Raw genomic sequence first — 17,567 nt, 5'->3', positions numbered from 1 at the left:
ACATAAGAAAAATAGTAGCTCAACGAGCTACAAAATTATATAAAAATAAAGAAAACGTCAATTTCTATATAATTTCAATAGAAATTGACGTTTATTCTTTAATCAGAAATGTTTATGTCCCGGACTCGTTTTATATGATTTCTAGTCTTAGCTATTATTGAAATGCAGCGCCTAAAAGCGAGAAACCGATAAATACGATAAGATAAGCGACAGACCAAATAATGGCTGATTTCTTAGAGAAGCGATTTGTCGCAAATAGCATCACACCAAATACATACGCAGCAATAAATGTTTGTAAATTGAATGCAGCGAGTACTTGATTCCCTTTATCGAAGATATTTAGGCTTGTAATGATATAATCCGTTGGCGATAAACCGGCAATCCATTGAATAATGACAACGATTAGCCCAATAAGTCCAGTGATTATTGTGTAGCTTAACGTAGCAGAAAAAATAGTCTTTGCTTGTGCATCAGATTTCATAATTTTAGAAATGAGCAAGAATATAACAAACGTGATACCAATACCAATAATACCACCGATAATACTACCGACTTGGGCACCAATTTGACCGAATGTTATGGCTTGATCAAGTTCCTGACCACTTAACCCACTGTCTTGATATAATTTCTTATAATCAATTAACAGATTACTAATAACTGCAGATAATGCAATGATAACAATTGCAATAATCAGTTTGAGTCCCCATGTTGGTTTTTCACGTAAATTTGAAAAATGTTGTGATAAAGGTAAATTAGATGATTCCATATGTATTTTGCCTCCTGATTATAACGTTTTCAAAAGCATAACACGCAATACAATATTTTAAAATAGCTTATTAAGTATTTTTGTGAATTATTAACATTTAATAATAAAGATGAAAAATAGAAAATACAAAAAAGTAAAAGTAGTGCGATATTTGTATATTAAGATATTAAATATAAATGCAAGAAGATTTAATGTTTTTTTTGTTGTGTTGACGTGTTAGTATTTGAATTAGTAGCGCGTGATGGCAATCATATCCAAATTAAAAACTAGGGGGCATAGTTAGATGTTACATTATTATAAATTGTTTTGGCTAAATGCACTTAATATTAAAGGTAGGTCAAGACGTAAGGAATACTGGTATCCGATTTTAATGAATTTTCTTTTAAGTATAGTCATTGGTCTCAGTACATATTTATTGCCAATACCAAGTATTTTAGAGGAAATCGTTGGCTGGATAATTTATATTTTATTAACGATTGCCATGTTTACTGCAACGGTTAGAAGGTTTCATGACGTTGGAATGACCATGTTATTACCGATTATCATGTTTATAGGGACATTAATGGATGATTTGAGTGAGCTAGTAAATTTAAACATTACAACCAATCTGCATTCATTTGTGTACATAATTTTAATAATTGCCGCTGTCATTTATCTTGTAATTGCTATTGTTGCATTAGTAATTTGCTGTACAAATGGTCAACAAGAAGTGAATAAATATGGTAGAAATCCTAAAAATAGTTAAATTAGCTTTGTTTACAACTTCTAAGTGAGCATATATATAACATGACAAAAGTGTTATATAAAAATTTTCGAGAACTATTGATTAAATAAAATATTATGCTCTATATTTTTAGTTGTGTAGGTATGATAGTATGACACTGAAAATAAATATAAGGAGTGGTTATTAATTGAAGAAAAAGTGGATGTGGCTTATAGGGATTGTCGCAATCGTAGCCTTATTGGCAATTGCGTTGGTTTTAAAGCAAGTCAATAGTAGTTCGGATGATAAAGATGGATACGATACATATAAAGTGGAGAAAGAAAGTCCACTTAATTTAGAGGGGAAAGCTTCACCCCATTCAGTCAAAACATATAATAACAACAGTCAAGTTGGGACATATGTCAGTACGCAAGTTGACGATGGTCAATCCGTGAAGCAAGGTGACCCATTGATTAACTATGATGTGAACAACAACAAACGTCAACAGTTGGCAAATAAAGTTGATGAAGCACAAAGTGCAGTGAATGAAGATTATAGAAATATTAATCAAGCGCCAAATGATAATGATTTACAGAAGAAACTAACACAAGATCAAAGTGCATTAAGTGAAGCGCAACAACAATTAAATCAACAAGATAAGCAAGTGAATGATAGTGTGTACGCAGCATTTGACGGTAAAGTAGATGTCAAAAACAGTGAAAACGTATCTGATGGCCAACCGATTCTGCAATTGGTATCAAACGAGCCACAAATTAAAACAACGGTCTCTGAATTTGATTTAGATAAAATCAAAGAAGGTGACAAAGTAGATGTCAAAGTCACAAGTAACGGTAAGACAGGTAAAGGAGAAATTAAAAAAATCTCTGAACTGCCGAAGAGTTATGAAGATAAGTTAAGTGAATCTAGCGCAGGTGGTGCGAGTGCTGGTGCATCTGGTGAAGGTGAAGAAGCTTCAGCAGCATCAGCGTCAAACCCTGTTGAATCCGATCCAAGCGGCGGCGATGATTCCGAATCATCGAAATACACAGTGATCATTAGTGATATAGATATCCCTGTACGTGCAGGTTATTCAATGGAAGTGAAAGTGCCATTAGATTCAATCAAATTACCTAAATCTGTATTAACGAAAGATAATAACGTATTTGTTGTCAATAAAGATAATAAAGTAGAAAAACGAGATATTAGCATTGATAAAGTCAATGGCGAGATTTTCGTTAAAAAAGGACTGAAAAAAGGCGACAAACTGATTAAAAATCCTAAAAAAACAATGAATGATGGAGACAAAGTTGAGGTGTCATCATGATAGAACTTGTAGATATCAATCGACACTTCAAAAATGGTGACGAACAAAACCATATTTTGAAAGACATTAATATCAACATTAAAGAAGGCGAGTTTATTGCCATCATGGGGCCGTCAGGTTCAGGTAAAAGTACGTTGATTAATATTTTAGGTTTTATTGATAGGGGTTATGAAGGTGATTATCTATTTAATGGCGAGAATTACAAGCAAAGCTCAGATAATCATCTTGCAGAAATCCGAAATAAGACGGTAGGATTTGTATTCCAAAACTTCAAACTGATTCAAAATAATACGATTATGGAGAATGTCAGTATTCCGCTCGTGTATGCAGGACTTGGTCCACAAGCACGCAAAGAACGTGTAACACGCACGCTACACGATGTGGGTTTGTATGATAAGGAAAACCACATCCCCAACAAATTGTCGGGGGGTCAACAACAACGTGTAGCGATTGCACGTGCGATTATTAATCAACCTAAATTTATTATCGCGGATGAACCTACAGGTGCCTTGGACTCAAAGACATCGAAAGATATTATGGAATTGTTTATGAAACTCAATAAAGAATATAATACGACAATGATTCTAGTCACACATGACCGCAAAGTGGCAGATAAAGCAGACCGTATCATTCATATTTTAGACGGTCGTGTGCAGCGAGAAGAGGTGGTTGAATGAAGAACTTATCTAACATTTTAGCTGTCTCATTTAAATCTATCTTAAAAAACAAGCGACGTAATATTTTTACGATGATTGGGATTATTATTGGTATCGCAGCCGTAATTACGATTATGTCATTAGGTAATGGATTCAAGAAAACGGCGGCCGATGAATTTTCAGATTCTGGTGCGGGCAAAAATTCCGCCATTATTAATTTTATGACAAGTAGTGGTGAAGGTGCTAAAGAAAATCCATTTTCACAACAAGATATTGACATCGTGAAACAAGTCAACGGTGTGTCAAGTGCGAAGATTAAAGAGAATGACGATACAGGTTATTCTGCGAAAATGACAAACCCACAGAAAAAAGGTGACGTCAGTATTTTGAAAAAAGCAACCATGGACACTCCTGAAAAAGGACAAGGCTTTGACTCAGATGACAATGAGTTACATAAAAAAGTCGTCACGGTCGATGACAAAATAGCGAAAGATGTCTTTAATAAAGATGCGCTTGGTAAGACGTTATATATTGACGGTCAAGGATTTAAAGTTGTGGGTATTGCCAATGATGCGATGAACCCATCCGCCGTCAACATGCCTTCAAAGACATTTGATCAATATATGAGTAATTTAAATCAAGACCTCCCATCACTACAATTAACGGTTCAAGATGGCCAAGATAAGAAAGACGTCGCGAAAAAAGTTGAAGACGCATTAAATAAAAAAGGTTCAGGCGTGGGCGATGGCAAATACACGTATAATGATACCGAAGAAATGATGAAGGGCATCAATAAAGTGTTTGATGGTATTACTTACTTTGTGGCAGCTGTGGCAGGTATTTCACTATTTATCGCTGGTATCGGCGTGATGAACGTGATGTATATCTCTGTTACAGAACGTACGGAAGAAATTGCGATTCGTCGTGCATTTGGTGCCAAAGCACGTGATATCGAGTTACAATTCTTAATCGAAAGTGTCGTGCTGTGTGTCATCGGTGGTCTAATTGGATTAATCTTAGGTATCCTTATCGGTAGTCTTGTCGATGCCGTAACACCTGATTATATCAAGAGTGTGGTCAGCCTAAGTTCTGTGATAATCGCAGTAGGTGTATCCATGTTGATTGGTATCGTCTTCGGTTGGATTCCAGCTAGAGCAGCAGCCAAGAAAGAATTGATTGATATTATAAAATAAGACACATAATTAATGATTATCGACAGGTTTTAATTAGAATTAACTATGAAATTTATTCCTGTAGCGTAAAATTATTGAACTAATATTTGCTATAAAGGAGTGAATTGATTTTTGAAATTAAGCCAGTGGATCATAAGCTTAGTAGTAGGTATTTTGATGTTTTTGGTTGTTTTTTATATTGGAGAAGCAACATTTTTATCGGCAATCATTTGTGGGATAATAGGATTTGTTTGTAATGTTTTCGTAGGCTGGAGTGCTAGAAATAATAAGTAGTTATGCATTTGAGCTGTGAAGGTTTAATTAAAGAATTAATTGATTTTATACAGATTGAAATGCAGTAATGGAATTCTATATGAAGGTGAATTAGAACTCTCTCTCGTTACTATATAAGTGATGAGGGAGATTTTTAATTTGATAAATAGTCAATGGTCATAGTATGGGGCAAATTATAGTGAAACAAGGATTGAAATCAGGTGAAAGAATTTTGAAAAAACCGAAACCTTCATTAAAAAAGTGGGTATAAGGTAAAACTTGAATAATAAAAACATTAATATTTTAAGGTATTGTATGCGTAAAAAATATATAGACCTTCATCTATATAGATGATAATCTATATAGTGTTTAGGAGGTCGTATGATGTCATACAATGAATTATCGGCAATGTTAAAAGTCTTAGCAGATCCGAGTAGATTAGAAATAATTGATTTACTTTCTTGTGGTGAGTTATGTGCTTGTGATTTATTAGAATATTTTTCATTTTCTCAGCCAACTTTAAGTCATCATATGAAATTATTGGTAGCGAATGATTTGGTGGTTAGACGTAAAGAAGGCAATAAACATATGTATCAACTCAATCACACACTGTTAGAATCAATCAATCAAAGCTTGAATGGGATTAACGCGTCTAATCAACGCTGTATATGTAAAAATTTGAAATTGGGTGAATGTTGATGGCCATTTTAGCAATGATTATTTTTTTATTAACGTTAACTTTTGTAATTTGGCAACCTAAAGGCCTAGATATTGGTATTACGGCACTCATAGGGGCTATCATTGCGATTATTACAGGTGTCGTTAGTTTTTCAGATGTACTGGAAGTGACAGGCATTGTTTGGAATGCGACATTAACGTTTGTGGCAGTCATTCTGATTTCATTAATATTAGATGAAATTGGATTTTTTGAATGGTCAGCGATACATATGGTTAGGGCTTCTAATGGCAATGGTCTGAAAATGTTTGTGTTTATTATGTTATTAGGGGCAGTTGTGGCAGCATTGTTCGCAAATGATGGCGCGGCATTAATATTAACGCCCATCGTATTAGCCATGGTGAGGAACTTAGGTTTCAATAAAAAAGTGATATTTCCATTTATTATTGCGAGTGGTTTTATTGCAGATACCACATCGTTGCCATTTATTGTAAGTAATTTAGTCAATATTGTTTCGGCAGATTATTTCGACATTGGATTTGTTGAATACTTTAGTCGTATGGTGATTCCCAATATATTCTCGTTGATTGCGAGTATAATAGTGCTATGGATATATTTCAGGAAATCAATACCTAAAACATTTCATACGGAAAACCTTGAAACACCTAAACATGCGATTAAAGATGAAAAGTTATTTAAAATGTCGTGGCTTGTATTAGCAATATTACTAGTAGGTTATTTTGTTAGCGAATTGATTCAACTACCAGTTTCCATTGTTGCAGTTACAATTGCAGGCATTTTTGTATTGTTAGCTCGAAAATCCAAAGCAGTGCATACGAAACAAGTGATTAAAGGTGCGCCATGGAATATTGTTTTATTTTCAATAGGCATGTATTTAGTGGTTTTTGGATTGAAAAATGTAGGCATTACAGCAGCATTAGCCGACATATTATCAACTATTTCAAATTATGGTTTGTTTAGCAGTGTACTAGGTATGGGCTTTATAGCCGCATTTTTATCATCAGTCATGAATAATCTGCCTACCGTACTAATCGATGCGATTGCGATTGGACAATCCGACGCGCTAGGCACAATAAAGGAAGGTATGATTTATGCTAATGTGATTGGTTCAGATTTGGGACCTAAAATTACACCAATCGGTTCCTTAGCGACGTTACTTTGGTTACATGTATTGACTCAAAAAGGTGTGAAGATTTCATGGGGAACTTATTTTAAAACAGGCATCATTATTACGATTCCAGTGCTTTTTGTGACACTTGTAGGCTTGTATCTCACACTCATACTGTTATAAAGGATGGCATATTGATTTAGCTGGAATTGAAAAGTGTGATGTTAATTATCGAGCGTATTAAGGCATGGAACACTAGATCATGTTAGTTCAAATCAAATTACGAGTCTGAACAAAATAGTATGCACATTCTTGACAATGACGAATAATGAGTATATGTTAGTAATATTAAATAAAAATAAATATAGTTGTTGAAGGGCACTTTTAATTGATATTACGGCTTTAGCAAGATGTTAATAGAAATATTGGCAAATTGAAAAAGTGGACGAATAAGCGTTGAAAGTTCAAATCATACGACATATTGCGTGAAAAGAAACGTTTATTATTAAATTTTTTAAAAAAATAAATTTAACTATATATGAGGTAGCAAAACAAATCACTTGAGGTCTCAATGGAGTGCGTTGTTATGAAGCCGACAATGGTAATAAATCGAACTGGGTTTATTATATATTGTCGGTTTTTTTGCGGTGTTTAATCCTAATCATATATAAAGTCATCAGTTAAGTATCATTCGTAATACGATATCATACAAAGGAGAATCATAAATGCTTACATCATTGAATGCATCTGTACTTTTAACTATCTTTTTCATCACGATTGTCATTGCTGCACTAAGTGGAATCATATTTTTAAATAAGCGTATTCCGATTGCTTATGTGCGTATACATATTTGTATTGTTGCATTACCACCGATAGTGGCGTTTATTGCACTCATCTTTGCTTCTAACCAAATGGAAGCAGGTTTATGGTATTTAGATATGCTAGCTTGGTTGATGGCCTTCTTTGTATTGTTTATCGGTTTAATCATTCAACGTTATTGCGTACGTTACTTATCTGGAGATAGAAGCTATCGGAAATATTTTACGCTCTTTACACTGACGACAAGTTTTGCGGCGATGGCATGGTTAACTGGCGATATACGTGTCATGGTTGTGAGTTGGGGATGTACTTTAGTAGGCTTAACACTTTTAATTAGTTTGACGAGTGCTTGGAGAGTAACAAGAGCTGCTGCCGTTGTCACTGGTAAATTATTCTTTTTAAGCTGGATAGCTTTAGCATTAGCGGTTGTTTGGCTTGGTTTATTAACAGGGGAATGGCATTACACTACGATATTTACAGAAGCTCATTTAGCACAAATCAATGCTTGGTCGAAGTTCGGTATCAATTTACTCATTATATTGGCAGTCATGATTCCTGCAGCACAGTGGCCGTTTCACAGATGGTTAATTGAATCTGTAGCTGCACCCACACCTGTGTCAGCGATTATGCATGCAGGTATTGTGAATGCAGGGGGCATTATGCTAACGCGTTTTTCACCGTTATTTAATGGTGACATTGCAACGATTGTATTGTTAGTGTTTGCGAGTATTTCTGTTTTAATTGGTGCAGGCATTAGTTTGGTACATGTAGACTACAAGCGTCTACTCGTTGGATCCACCATAGGTCAAATGGGTTTTATGCTGATTCAGTGTGCTTTGGGGGCATATATTCCTGCAATCATTCATCTTATATTGCATGGTTTGTTTAAAGCAACCTTATTTTTACGCTCGGGTTCGGCGGTACGTCATTTTAATGTACCAAGTAGAGCGAATGAAAGAATGTCATACTTATGGATTATAATCGGGCGTGGTTTAGCCTTAGCAATTGGGTTAGGGTTCTGGTTGTCTGCACCTGAACAGGGTTATCGTCTTGTTAGTGGCTTAATCTTAGCGTGGTCACTCTCCGTATCATGGACACAACTGGTTGCATTTGGTGAAGGGCGATTTGGTCGTATCATAGGCTTGTTTGTCCTTATCGTGGTTGGTGCAGTTTATTATTTAGTACATCATTTCTTCAGTGGCGCATTACACAATGTCGCATTTTACAGTACACAACCCCCAATGTTTGCGGTAGTTATTGCGGCATTGTTGTTGTTGTTTGGTAGTTTGATGAGTACTTGGGTAGCACGTAATCGCTCGTCGGTGGCATTTTCAATATTATATATGTGGATTGTGCGGTTAGGTGATGCAAAAATCGAATCAGTAGAACGTCATCCAAACTATTTGAAATCATATTTATCAAAAGGAGGACATTAAAATGGGAACATCAAAGATAGAAGCAATGCAAACGTCGACGCATATAGATGATATTCATGAGAAGGTTATTCATGCGAGTAATGTTATCGTACCATTGTCGCCCATTTCAATGTTCGCAGCTAGAAGTCCATGGGCAGGTCTAGAACATAAATCATTTGATGATATTGCCCGTTGGTTAAAAGAAGCGCGTAAAGTAGATATGTATCCGGCGCGAACGACTATTTTAGAAGCCTACCACAATAATGAAATTGACCATGCGTACTTAGAACAGCATTTTCAACAATGGCTAGATGATACGTCATTAGCAATTCCGAGAGAACATGCAGAACAATATGGACGAAACGCATTGAAATTGCAGTCGTTGGAAATAGACCCTGAAGTGCAAGTACAGTTAGAAACATTAGCTGAACGTTTAAGAGCACCAGTCAAGCCGAAACTTGAAAATTCAGTACCCCTAATAAGTACATATATAAAAGATGAAAAAAATGAACGACTGATTGATACGATAGACTATCATATAATTAAGTGGTGTAAATTATATGTTGATGATGCTCAATCTGGGTGGACAATGCCAAATCGAGACAAAGGCTTATTTTACGCTTGGCGAAGATTGGTAGCACACGATCCAGCATTAACTAAAGATCAACGTGAACGGTTAAAATCATTGCCTGATGATGCAGATGCATTATTACAGCAAGCATTAAGTCAGTTAAATATAGCAGAGCAAGACGTACAGACATATTTAGAAAATCATTTATTATCGCTACCGGGTTGGGCTGGTATGATGATGTGGCAAGACGAACATAATCACAAAGTACATGATTTACTTTTCTCTTATCTTGCTATACGCATTGGCATGGAATGGGCCATTGTCGAACCTTATTTACCAATATCCAAGCCGAAAGAAATGGATAACAGCGATATAGAAGTGCTGATTGCGTCATGGATGCAGTGGGGCAATATGTCAATTCAAACGTGGCGAGGCTTGTCTGTTGAAGCACAGCAGGCACATATTCAATTTGCGCATCAATTTAATGATCAATTATGTCGAAAATTATGGCTAGCAGCGTGGGAAACAACTTACAATCAGCAATTAAAAGAAAAGCTCACGCCAACACCCACAACGCAAAGCAAACAAGCGCAACAAACATTAGTTCAGATGGCATTTTGTATTGATGTGCGTTCAGAGCCGTTTAGAAAGCAAATCGAAGCCAATGGTCCTTTTGAAACCATAGGGATAGCAGGATTTTTTGGCTTGCCAATTGAAAAAGAGGAATTAGGTAGCAAATATAGTCATCCATCTTTGCCAGTGATGAATCAACCCCAACACAAGATTAAAGAATATACACATGAGCATGAACCAAATGCGTTTCAACAACGTAAACATGCTTTAGAATCTGTGACGTATACATTTAAAAAAATGAAACAAAATGTGTTGCCAAGCTTGTTATTACCAGAGTTAAGTGGTCCGTGGCTATCGTTGCAAATGTTTACAAGAAGTTTTGTTCCAAGAAGTGTCGGCAATATGATTCGTAAATTTTACACAAATTGGTTACGAAAACCGCACGACACTGCATTGACACTAGATTACAAAACACAACATTACAATCATAAGCATCAACATATACACTTTGAAGATGGTTTGCCAGTTGGGTTTACAGATCAAGAAAAAGTAAACTACACATTACAGGCTCTAAAATTAATGGATTTAACATCAGACTTTGCACCGTTAGTAGTGATGTGTGGCCATGGCAGTCAAAGTGCGAATAATCCATATGCAGCGTCATTGGATTGCGGAGCTTGTGGCGGCGCTGCAAGTGGCTTTAATGCAAAGGTATTAGCGCAGTTATGTAATTTGTCAGAAGTTAGAACAGGTTTATTACAAGAAGGTGTAGTTATACCGGAGACGACAATCTTTGCAGCTGCAGAGCATCAGACTTCTATCGATGAATTGACATGGATATATGTACCTGAACTTACAGAATCGGCACGTAATGCTTATGACCATATTGAAGCCGTCATGCCTGAAATCAGCTATCAAGCAAATAAAAAACGACTAGCACAATTACCAAATAATAATTTAACTGAACGCAATCCAAACCAAGAGGTTCACCGTTTAACGAATGATTGGAGTGAAATCAGACCAGAATGGGGATTGGCTAAGAATGCTGCATTTATCGTTGGGAAACGGCAATTGACCAAGCAGAGTGATTTAGCAGGAAGAGCATTTTTGCATAATTATAATTGGAAGCATGATGAAACTGGCACTATTTTAGATCAAATTATTGCTGGTCCTGCCCTTGTGGCACAATGGATTAATTTACAATATTATGCATCCACGGTGGCACCACATTACTATGGCAGTGGTAGTAAAACAACACAATCTGTTACAGCAGGTATTGGCGTTATGCAGGGCAATGCCAGTGATTTATTAACAGGCTTGCCGTGGCAATCCGTTATGTCAGCTGATTACAAAATGTATCATTCACCCATTAGATTACTTATCGTCATCCAAGCACCACAAAGCTTTATTAAACGTTTGTTAGAAAATAATGAAGCATTTAAACAGAAAGTGACGAATGGTTGGGTACGTTTGGCAAGTGTTGATACAGACAACCAATGGCATGATTGGTCGCATTAATTTAGAGACTCATGACAAATACCGTTATTTCCTGGGGAATGTTGCGGAACGATGGAGAAAATGATTGAAAAATGGTACTGTTATCTTTGTTAAAGTGATTTTCTACATATATTTTAGTTCTACAGGAGATGCATATTTTATGAAAATGACCAAAGGTCGCTATGAGTCTGAAATCAGCAAAGCCATTACACAATGGGAAAAAGACTTCCTTGGCCGTGGCTCTCTCTCAGTTAAAACGGATATTTTACGTGATATGATTATTGTTAGTTTACATGGTGTACTAACGCAAGCAGAGTACAAAGTGTGCGAAACAAATGAAGGTTTGTTAACGATTAAAAAAACACGTTCAAAGTTAGTTGAATCTGGTATTGAAGCGCTTGATGAAATTGTACTGTCTATTACAGGAGAAAAAGTAAAAAGTTTTCATACAGATTTAAGTTCTAGAACAGGTGAACGCATCATCATTTTTAAATTGTATAATGATTTAGAAACACAAATTATAGAATAGTAGCATTAAGTGCTAAACATAGAACCACATATCATTTGCTGGCATAATAGGTTAGATGATATGTGGTTTTATATGGTCTTATCACTAATGTAGCTTTCAAATGGTTGCAATTTTAAGACGAGCTACTACTAGTTTGTTTCAAAGGATAGCAAACGTAAACAGAGATAAAACCACATACAGATTATTGAAATAGAATTTAATGTATACATATTACCTTAATGCTAAGCAATCCGTGTACATTATAGTGACTGTTTATAAAAGCGGTTTGTGTGTCAACGTAGCACTGGTTTTATGGACTTTTCCAGGTACTCATTTTTAGCAATAAAATAAAACAACATTGATTATGCTAAAATACTTTGCTAAAGCGTGTATTTTTAATAAACTAGAAAAGGTTAAACGTGATACAGATAATAGCAACTATTCGGTTTTTAATTTTTTATAAACTAAAGCGAAAGTTGGATTTGTTTCATTGTTAAAATGAGTATAATAAAGTGATGCATGGACACAAATTAGGAGGGAATGCAGTTGAATCAAATTAAAAGCATTCTATATTCGATTATAGAACCATTAACAAAACCAGAAACCTATCAAGTTTTACTATCTAATCTTATAATGATTATTGTATACGTTATTGCGGCATGGGTTATTTTACGTTTTGTAAACAAAGCGATTGCTCAATTCTTTAAAATTCAAAATAAAGGTAAAAATAATAATAAAAAACGTTCAAAAACTTTGATATCACTGGTACAAAATGTAGTATCATATGTGGTATGGTTTATAGTGTTGACTACGATTTTAAGTAAATTTGGTATCAGTGTCGGTGGCATCATAGCTAGTGCCGGTGTAGTTGGACTTGCAGTAGGTTTCGGTGCGCAAACTGTAGTTAAAGATATTATTACAGGATTTTTCATTATCTTTGAAAATCAATTTGATGTGGGAGATTATGTTAAAATCAGTACGGCTGGTTCTCCAGTAGCAGAAGGTACAGTGAAATCTATTGGATTAAGATCCATGCGTATTAATACGATATCAGGTGAGTTAACGACCTTGCCGAATGGTAGCGTAGGTGAAATTACCAATTATTCGGTAATCAATGGCGAAGCGATTGTAGAAATTCCAGTATCAATCGAAGAAGATATTGATCATGTAGAAGATATCCTTACTGAGTATTTTGAAACAATCCGTTCAAAATATTATCTGTTTATATCAATACCAGACGTTGTTGGTGTAGATAGCATAACAAATAATGAATTTATATTAAGAATTTCTGCTGAGACCATTCCAGGGGAAGGTGCTTCTGGTGCGCGTATCTTAAGAAAAGAAATTTTAAAATTATTTAAACTCAAAGAAATTAAGACGCCGCAACCAACGATGGTTCAATACAATGCGAACACACAAAATAATGCTTAAGACGGTCGGAGGTGTTACAGAATGACATCCAATTACGGTTTGAATGATATTGTAGAGATGAAAAAACAACATGCATGTGGCACGAATCGCTTTCAAATTATTCGTGTCGGTGCAGATATCCGAATAAAATGTGAACATTGTCAGAGAAGCATCATGATTCCAAGACAAACATTTAATAAAAAATTAAAAAAAATACTAGTATCGCAACAAGATACTGATAATAAGGAGAATGAATAATGGCATTAACAGCAGGTATCGTTGGTTTGCCCAACGTAGGTAAATCTACACTTTTCAATGCAATTACAAAAGCAGGTGCGCTTGCAGCAAATTATCCCTTCGCAACAATTGATCCTAATGTAGGTATTGTTGAGGTTCCAGATAGTAGATTGAACGTCTTAACTGACATAGTACAACCGAAAAAAACAATTCCTACTACATTTGAATTCACAGATATTGCAGGTATTGTTAAAGGTGCTTCAAAAGGGGAAGGACTAGGAAATAAATTCTTGTCCCATATCCGTGAAGTGGATGCAATTTGCCAAGTAGTTCGTGCATTTGATGATGACAACGTCACACATGTTTCTGGCCGCGTAGATCCAATTGATGACATTGAAGTCATTAATATGGAATTGGTATTAGCTGACTTAGAATCTGTTGAGAAACGCTTGCCAAAAGTAGAAAAGATGGCGCGTCAAAAAGATAAAGATGCGGTCAATGAAACGCGTATTTTATCAAGAATTAAAGAAGCCTTAGAAGAAGGTCATCCGGTTAGAAGTTTAGAATTTACAGAAGAAGATCAAAAATATATCAATCAAGCACAACTATTAACATCTAAAGAAATGCTTTATATTGCAAATGTTGGTGAAGATGAAATTGGTGATGATGATAACGAAAAAGTAAAACTTATTCGTGATTATGCAGCGAAAGAAGATTCAGAAGTTATCGTAATCAGTGCGAAAATTGAAGAAGAAATTGCTGTTTTAGAAGACGAAGATCGTGAAATGTTCTTAGAAGATTTAGGCATTGAAGAACCAGGTCTAGATCGTTTAATTCGTACAACGTATGATTTGCTAGGTTTAGCAACATACTTTACTGCTGGTGTGCAAGAAGTACGTGCATGGACATTTATTAAAGGTATGACAGCACCACAATGTGCTGGTATCATTCACACAGATTTTGAACGTGGTTTTATCCGTGCCGAAGTGACAAACTATGATGATTATGTTGAATTTAATGGTGAAAACGGTGCAAAAGAAGCTGGGAAGCAGCGTCTAGAAGGTAAAGAATATATTATGAAAGACGGCGATATTGTACACTTTAGATTCAATGTGTAACTAAGCGCTAAGTACACGCTATTACAAATGTTAATGGCGTGTTTTATATTGGATATATTTATTGTATAACTTAGGCGATGATTTTTAGAGTTAAAGTTATCACTTCTCAATATTGTTATAAATATATGAAAAAACAAGCATGGTTGGCCTAATCTTTAAAGTAGGGCTTCCCATGCTTGTTTGATGTTTATGACATGCTTTAGTTATGAAGTGAACCATGAAGCATCGACACCAGGGCCAGTATAATTGGCATCAACATTTTGATTTAATTCTGGTGAGGCATAGCTATCTGTATATTGCCATAATACGTGTTCACGTGTTGGTGGATCCGGATTATAATTTGCCATCCAGTAGCCATCATATTTACCGACAGAATTCGAAGCATTTTCTAACATGAAATTTTCATAAGAATAGAATAATACTTTTTTATCGCCAGCTAAACCTTTCATTTCGTCATACCAAGCGTCTGTGCTCTCATCAGCAGTACCAGAAGTTACTGAATCTTGTTCGAAATCATTTATATAAAAACTTGCCTTTGGTGCACGATTGTATAATGTTTGGGCTTCGTAGCGTGCATCATCGGGATTTTCGTACATGCTATAAGAATAAACGCCGAAATCTAAACTGTATTGATCTAATAACGCCGAATTATGTTCTAAGGAAGCATCTACTTTTTCTGAACCATATTGTGCTCTAATAATAATAAAATCATAATTTGCTTTTAGATCCTTAACTTCTTGTGCTGTTAAGTCACCTTGCCATTCAGAAATATCCAAGACTCGTTCACCAGATTGCGTTGTTCCCTCAGCTGAGCGAAGTGCAGTAGAGCTACTCTCTTTAGTTTGTTTAGATGACTTTGCTTGTTCTGGATGCTTTTCTAAATATTGTTGGTAACCGTAACCCATCGTACCTTTTTGGTTAGAGGTATCTTCTGCCGCATACGCTGAATTGACTGCGATTGTTGAAGCAAACAATACACTAGCAGTAACAAGTCCTTTCTTTAGTGCTGAAACCATAACATACTCCTTTATATATGTATTTTTCTTAAAAATAGTAAAAAGACTTCAAGAAAGTAAATATAATGCTATATCATTTAAAATGAATATAGGTGATATGCTATTAGAATTAAATACAATTTTCAACCTTACCTAAAAGCACTGTATATTTTTATAAAAATTATATTTACAATTTATATACACTAAATTTAAAATAATACCGTTTTAAAAATGTTTAATTGGTAGTAGTAGAGGTGATGTGAATCGTATTGCAAGATGTTTCATATGAAACAAACCTTAAAATTCTAGCTTTTTATACGCTGGAAAATCATTGTAAAATGTAAAGGCATGTGCTATAATTCTTGATTGTGAGTAATGAAAATTATTCCTTGCTTATCACAAATGATGATGAGCCGCATAGACCACAAGGAGGTGCAATTATACAATGAGAACATATGAAGTTATGTACATCGTTCGTCCGAATATCGAAGAAGATGCTAAAAAAGCAGTCGTTGAACGTTTCAACGGAATTTTAGCTTCTCACGGATCAGAAGTTTTAGAAGCTAAAGACTGGGGTAAACGCCGTTTAGCTTATGAAATCAATGATTTCAGTGAAGGTTACTACAATATCGTACGTATCCAAACTTCTGATAATGAAGCTACTGACGAATTCCAACGTTTAGCTAAAATTTCAGACGATATTATCCGTTATATCGTAATTCGTGAAGACGAAGATAAGACTAGAAAATAATAGATGGGGGTCGTTTAAATGATAAATAGAGTTGTTTTAGTCGGTCGTTTAACTAAAGATCCAGAATATAGAACAACACCCTCAGGCGTGAGTGTTGCGACTTTTACTCTAGCAGTAAACCGTACGTTTACAAATGCGCAAGGGGAACGCGAAGCGGATTTCATTAACTGTGTCGTTTTTAGAAAACAAGCAGAGAATGTTAACAACTACTTATTTAAAGGTAGTTTAGCCGGCGTTGACGGTCGCATTCAATCACGCAGCTACGAAAACCAAGAAGGTCGTCGTATTTTTGTGACTGAAGTGGTTTGTGATAGTGTTCAATTCCTTGAACCTAAGAATCAAAACCAACGTCATGGTCAAGAAGGAAATAATAATTTCCAAAACTTTGGCGGACAACAATCAGGACAAAATACATCTTCTTATCAAAGCAATAATAACAACAACAGTTCATCAAACAATAATCAATCTGATAACCCATTTGCAAATGCAAACGGACCAATTGATATTAGTGATGATGACTTACCATTCTAATGATATAAATCATATAAAAATGAAAAATTCGTAAAAGGAGGCAGTTACCATGGCAGGTGGACCAAGAAGAGGCGGACGTCGTCGTAAAAAAGTTTGTTATTTCACAGCAAACGGCATTACACATATCGACTATAAAGATACAGAATTATTAAAACGTTTTATCTCAGAACGTGGTAAAATTTTACCACGTCGTGTAACAGGTACTTCAGCTAAATATCAACGTATGTTGACATTAGCTATTAAACGTTCTCGTCATATGGCATTATTACCATATGTTAAAGAAGAACAATAATAGATATTGTATCTGAAAGAGGCTGGGACATAAATACCCAATCTCAAAAAAAGAGGGCTAATCCTTTATGGGTTAGTCCTCTTTATATTTAAAATCTTACGATTTTGACCGTGCATGCTTGCCTGGGGTATGGTTCGAGCCTGTAGTCTCT

At 35.3% G+C, this 17,567-nt stretch carries 17 protein-coding genes; 15 read left to right on the top strand and 2 right to left on the bottom strand.

Features of this window, described 5'->3' with window-relative positions; genetic code table 11:
- Positions 1–154: 154 nt before the first annotated feature.
- Positions 155–766 carry a YIP1 family protein gene (locus BTJ66_RS13190; RefSeq protein WP_099091398.1) on the bottom strand — a complete coding sequence of 204 codons (612 nt, stop codon included), beginning with the start codon at positions 764–766 and terminating at the stop codon, positions 155–157.
- Positions 767–1,049: 283 nt separating this feature from the next.
- Here BTJ66_RS13190 and BTJ66_RS13185 point away from each other — a divergent pair, with 283 nt between their 5' ends.
- The 12 genes from BTJ66_RS13185 to ychF all read left to right on the top strand — a co-directional run bounded on the left by BTJ66_RS13185 (position 1,050) and on the right by ychF (position 14,847).
- Positions 1,050–1,511, top strand: coding sequence for a DUF805 domain-containing protein (locus BTJ66_RS13185; protein WP_099091397.1), 462 nt, complete (start codon positions 1,050–1,052; stop codon positions 1,509–1,511).
- A 166-nt stretch (positions 1,512–1,677) separates the two neighbouring features.
- A complete protein-coding gene (locus BTJ66_RS13180) occupies positions 1,678–2,793 on the top strand; it encodes an efflux RND transporter periplasmic adaptor subunit (RefSeq protein WP_099091396.1) in 1,116 nt (371 codons plus the stop codon).
- Positions 2,790–3,470 (top strand): ABC transporter ATP-binding protein, encoded by a 681-nt coding sequence (locus BTJ66_RS13175; protein WP_099091395.1) that lies wholly within the window; start codon positions 2,790–2,792, stop codon positions 3,468–3,470. Before BTJ66_RS13180 ends, BTJ66_RS13175 begins: the two co-directional genes overlap by 4 nt.
- On the top strand, positions 3,467–4,642 hold the full coding sequence (locus BTJ66_RS13170) for an ABC transporter permease (RefSeq protein WP_099091394.1): 1,176 nt from the start codon (positions 3,467–3,469) through the stop codon (positions 4,640–4,642). The genes BTJ66_RS13175 and BTJ66_RS13170 overlap by 4 nt, the downstream gene beginning before the upstream one ends.
- 636 nt (positions 4,643–5,278) lie before the next feature.
- Positions 5,279–5,593, top strand: a complete 315-nt coding sequence (locus BTJ66_RS13165; protein ID WP_099091393.1) for an ArsR/SmtB family transcription factor — start codon at positions 5,279–5,281, stop codon at positions 5,591–5,593.
- A complete protein-coding gene (arsB, locus tag BTJ66_RS13160) occupies positions 5,590–6,882 on the top strand; it encodes an arsenite efflux transporter membrane subunit ArsB (protein ID WP_167380405.1) in 1,293 nt (430 codons plus the stop codon). The genes BTJ66_RS13165 and arsB overlap by 4 nt, the downstream gene beginning before the upstream one ends.
- A 542-nt stretch (positions 6,883–7,424) precedes the next feature.
- Entirely contained in the window at positions 7,425–8,954 is a 1,530-nt protein-coding gene (locus tag BTJ66_RS13155) for an NADH dehydrogenase subunit 5 (RefSeq protein WP_099091391.1), read from the top strand.
- Between the two features lies 1 nt (position 8,955).
- Complete coding sequence (locus tag BTJ66_RS13150; RefSeq protein ID WP_099091390.1) at positions 8,956–11,595, top strand: DUF2309 domain-containing protein; 2,640 nt, start codon at positions 8,956–8,958, stop codon at positions 11,593–11,595.
- Positions 11,596–11,734: 139 nt separating this feature from the next.
- Entirely contained in the window at positions 11,735–12,103 is a 369-nt protein-coding gene (locus tag BTJ66_RS13145) for a Na-translocating system protein MpsC family protein (RefSeq protein WP_099091399.1), read from the top strand.
- A gap of 525 nt (positions 12,104–12,628) precedes the next feature.
- A complete protein-coding gene (locus tag BTJ66_RS13140; RefSeq protein ID WP_099091389.1) occupies positions 12,629–13,513 on the top strand; it encodes a mechanosensitive ion channel family protein in 885 nt (294 codons plus the stop codon).
- Between the two features lie 21 nt (positions 13,514–13,534).
- Entirely contained in the window at positions 13,535–13,750 is a 216-nt protein-coding gene (locus BTJ66_RS13135; RefSeq protein WP_099091388.1) for a DUF951 domain-containing protein, read from the top strand.
- Positions 13,750–14,847: a redox-regulated ATPase YchF gene (ychF, locus tag BTJ66_RS13130; RefSeq protein ID WP_099091387.1), complete on the top strand. Its 1,098-nt coding sequence runs from the start codon at positions 13,750–13,752 to the stop codon at positions 14,845–14,847. Before BTJ66_RS13135 ends, ychF begins: the two co-directional genes overlap by 1 nt.
- Before the next feature lie 203 nt (positions 14,848–15,050).
- On the opposite strand, the gene BTJ66_RS13125 is transcribed toward ychF, so the two are convergent.
- Positions 15,051–15,863 (bottom strand): GH25 family lysozyme, encoded by an 813-nt coding sequence (locus tag BTJ66_RS13125; protein WP_099091386.1) that lies wholly within the window; start codon positions 15,861–15,863, stop codon positions 15,051–15,053.
- Between the two features lie 424 nt (positions 15,864–16,287).
- Here BTJ66_RS13125 and rpsF point away from each other — a divergent pair, with 424 nt between their 5' ends.
- From rpsF to rpsR, 3 genes are read left to right on the top strand one after another with little or no spacing between them, the layout of a single operon-like run.
- Positions 16,288–16,593, top strand: coding sequence for a 30S ribosomal protein S6 (gene rpsF, locus BTJ66_RS13120; RefSeq protein ID WP_099091385.1), 306 nt, complete (start codon positions 16,288–16,290; stop codon positions 16,591–16,593).
- A gap of 18 nt (positions 16,594–16,611) precedes the next feature.
- Positions 16,612–17,124, top strand: coding sequence for a single-stranded DNA-binding protein (gene ssb, locus BTJ66_RS13115; protein ID WP_099091384.1), 513 nt, complete (start codon positions 16,612–16,614; stop codon positions 17,122–17,124).
- A 49-nt stretch (positions 17,125–17,173) separates the two neighbouring features.
- A complete protein-coding gene (gene rpsR / locus BTJ66_RS13110) occupies positions 17,174–17,416 on the top strand; it encodes a 30S ribosomal protein S18 (protein ID WP_002484306.1) in 243 nt (80 codons plus the stop codon).
- Positions 17,417–17,567: the final 151 nt, after the last annotated feature.

Source organism: Staphylococcus edaphicus (assembly GCF_002614725.1).
Lineage (GTDB): Bacteria > Bacillota > Bacilli > Staphylococcales > Staphylococcaceae > Staphylococcus > Staphylococcus edaphicus.
Note: the sequence above shows the minus strand (reverse complement) of the source record. Positions and strands in the feature narration are given on the sequence as shown.

Excerpts from the sequence above, each read along its gene's own strand:
- BTJ66_RS13190 (WP_099091398.1), bottom strand. The coding sequence starts at position 766 with ATGGAATCATCTAATTTACCTTTATCACAACATTTTTCAAATTTACGT.
- BTJ66_RS13185 (WP_099091397.1), top strand. The coding sequence starts at position 1,050 with ATGTTACATTATTATAAATTGTTTTGGCTAAATGCACTTAATATTAAA.
- BTJ66_RS13175 (WP_099091395.1), top strand. The coding sequence starts at position 2,790 with ATGATAGAACTTGTAGATATCAATCGACACTTCAAAAATGGTGACGAA.
- BTJ66_RS13170 (WP_099091394.1), top strand. The coding sequence starts at position 3,467 with ATGAAGAACTTATCTAACATTTTAGCTGTCTCATTTAAATCTATCTTA.
- BTJ66_RS13165 (WP_099091393.1), top strand. The coding sequence starts at position 5,279 with ATGTCATACAATGAATTATCGGCAATGTTAAAAGTCTTAGCAGATCCG.
- BTJ66_RS13155 (WP_099091391.1), top strand. The coding sequence starts at position 7,425 with ATGCTTACATCATTGAATGCATCTGTACTTTTAACTATCTTTTTCATC.
- BTJ66_RS13150 (WP_099091390.1), top strand. The coding sequence starts at position 8,956 with ATGGGAACATCAAAGATAGAAGCAATGCAAACGTCGACGCATATAGAT.
- BTJ66_RS13145 (WP_099091399.1), top strand. The coding sequence starts at position 11,735 with ATGAAAATGACCAAAGGTCGCTATGAGTCTGAAATCAGCAAAGCCATT.
- BTJ66_RS13135 (WP_099091388.1), top strand. The coding sequence starts at position 13,535 with ATGACATCCAATTACGGTTTGAATGATATTGTAGAGATGAAAAAACAA.
- ychF (WP_099091387.1), top strand. The coding sequence starts at position 13,750 with ATGGCATTAACAGCAGGTATCGTTGGTTTGCCCAACGTAGGTAAATCT.
- BTJ66_RS13125 (WP_099091386.1), bottom strand. The coding sequence starts at position 15,863 with ATGGTTTCAGCACTAAAGAAAGGACTTGTTACTGCTAGTGTATTGTTT.
- rpsF (WP_099091385.1), top strand. The coding sequence starts at position 16,288 with ATGAGAACATATGAAGTTATGTACATCGTTCGTCCGAATATCGAAGAA.
- ssb (WP_099091384.1), top strand. The coding sequence starts at position 16,612 with ATGATAAATAGAGTTGTTTTAGTCGGTCGTTTAACTAAAGATCCAGAA.
- rpsR (WP_002484306.1), top strand. The coding sequence starts at position 17,174 with ATGGCAGGTGGACCAAGAAGAGGCGGACGTCGTCGTAAAAAAGTTTGT.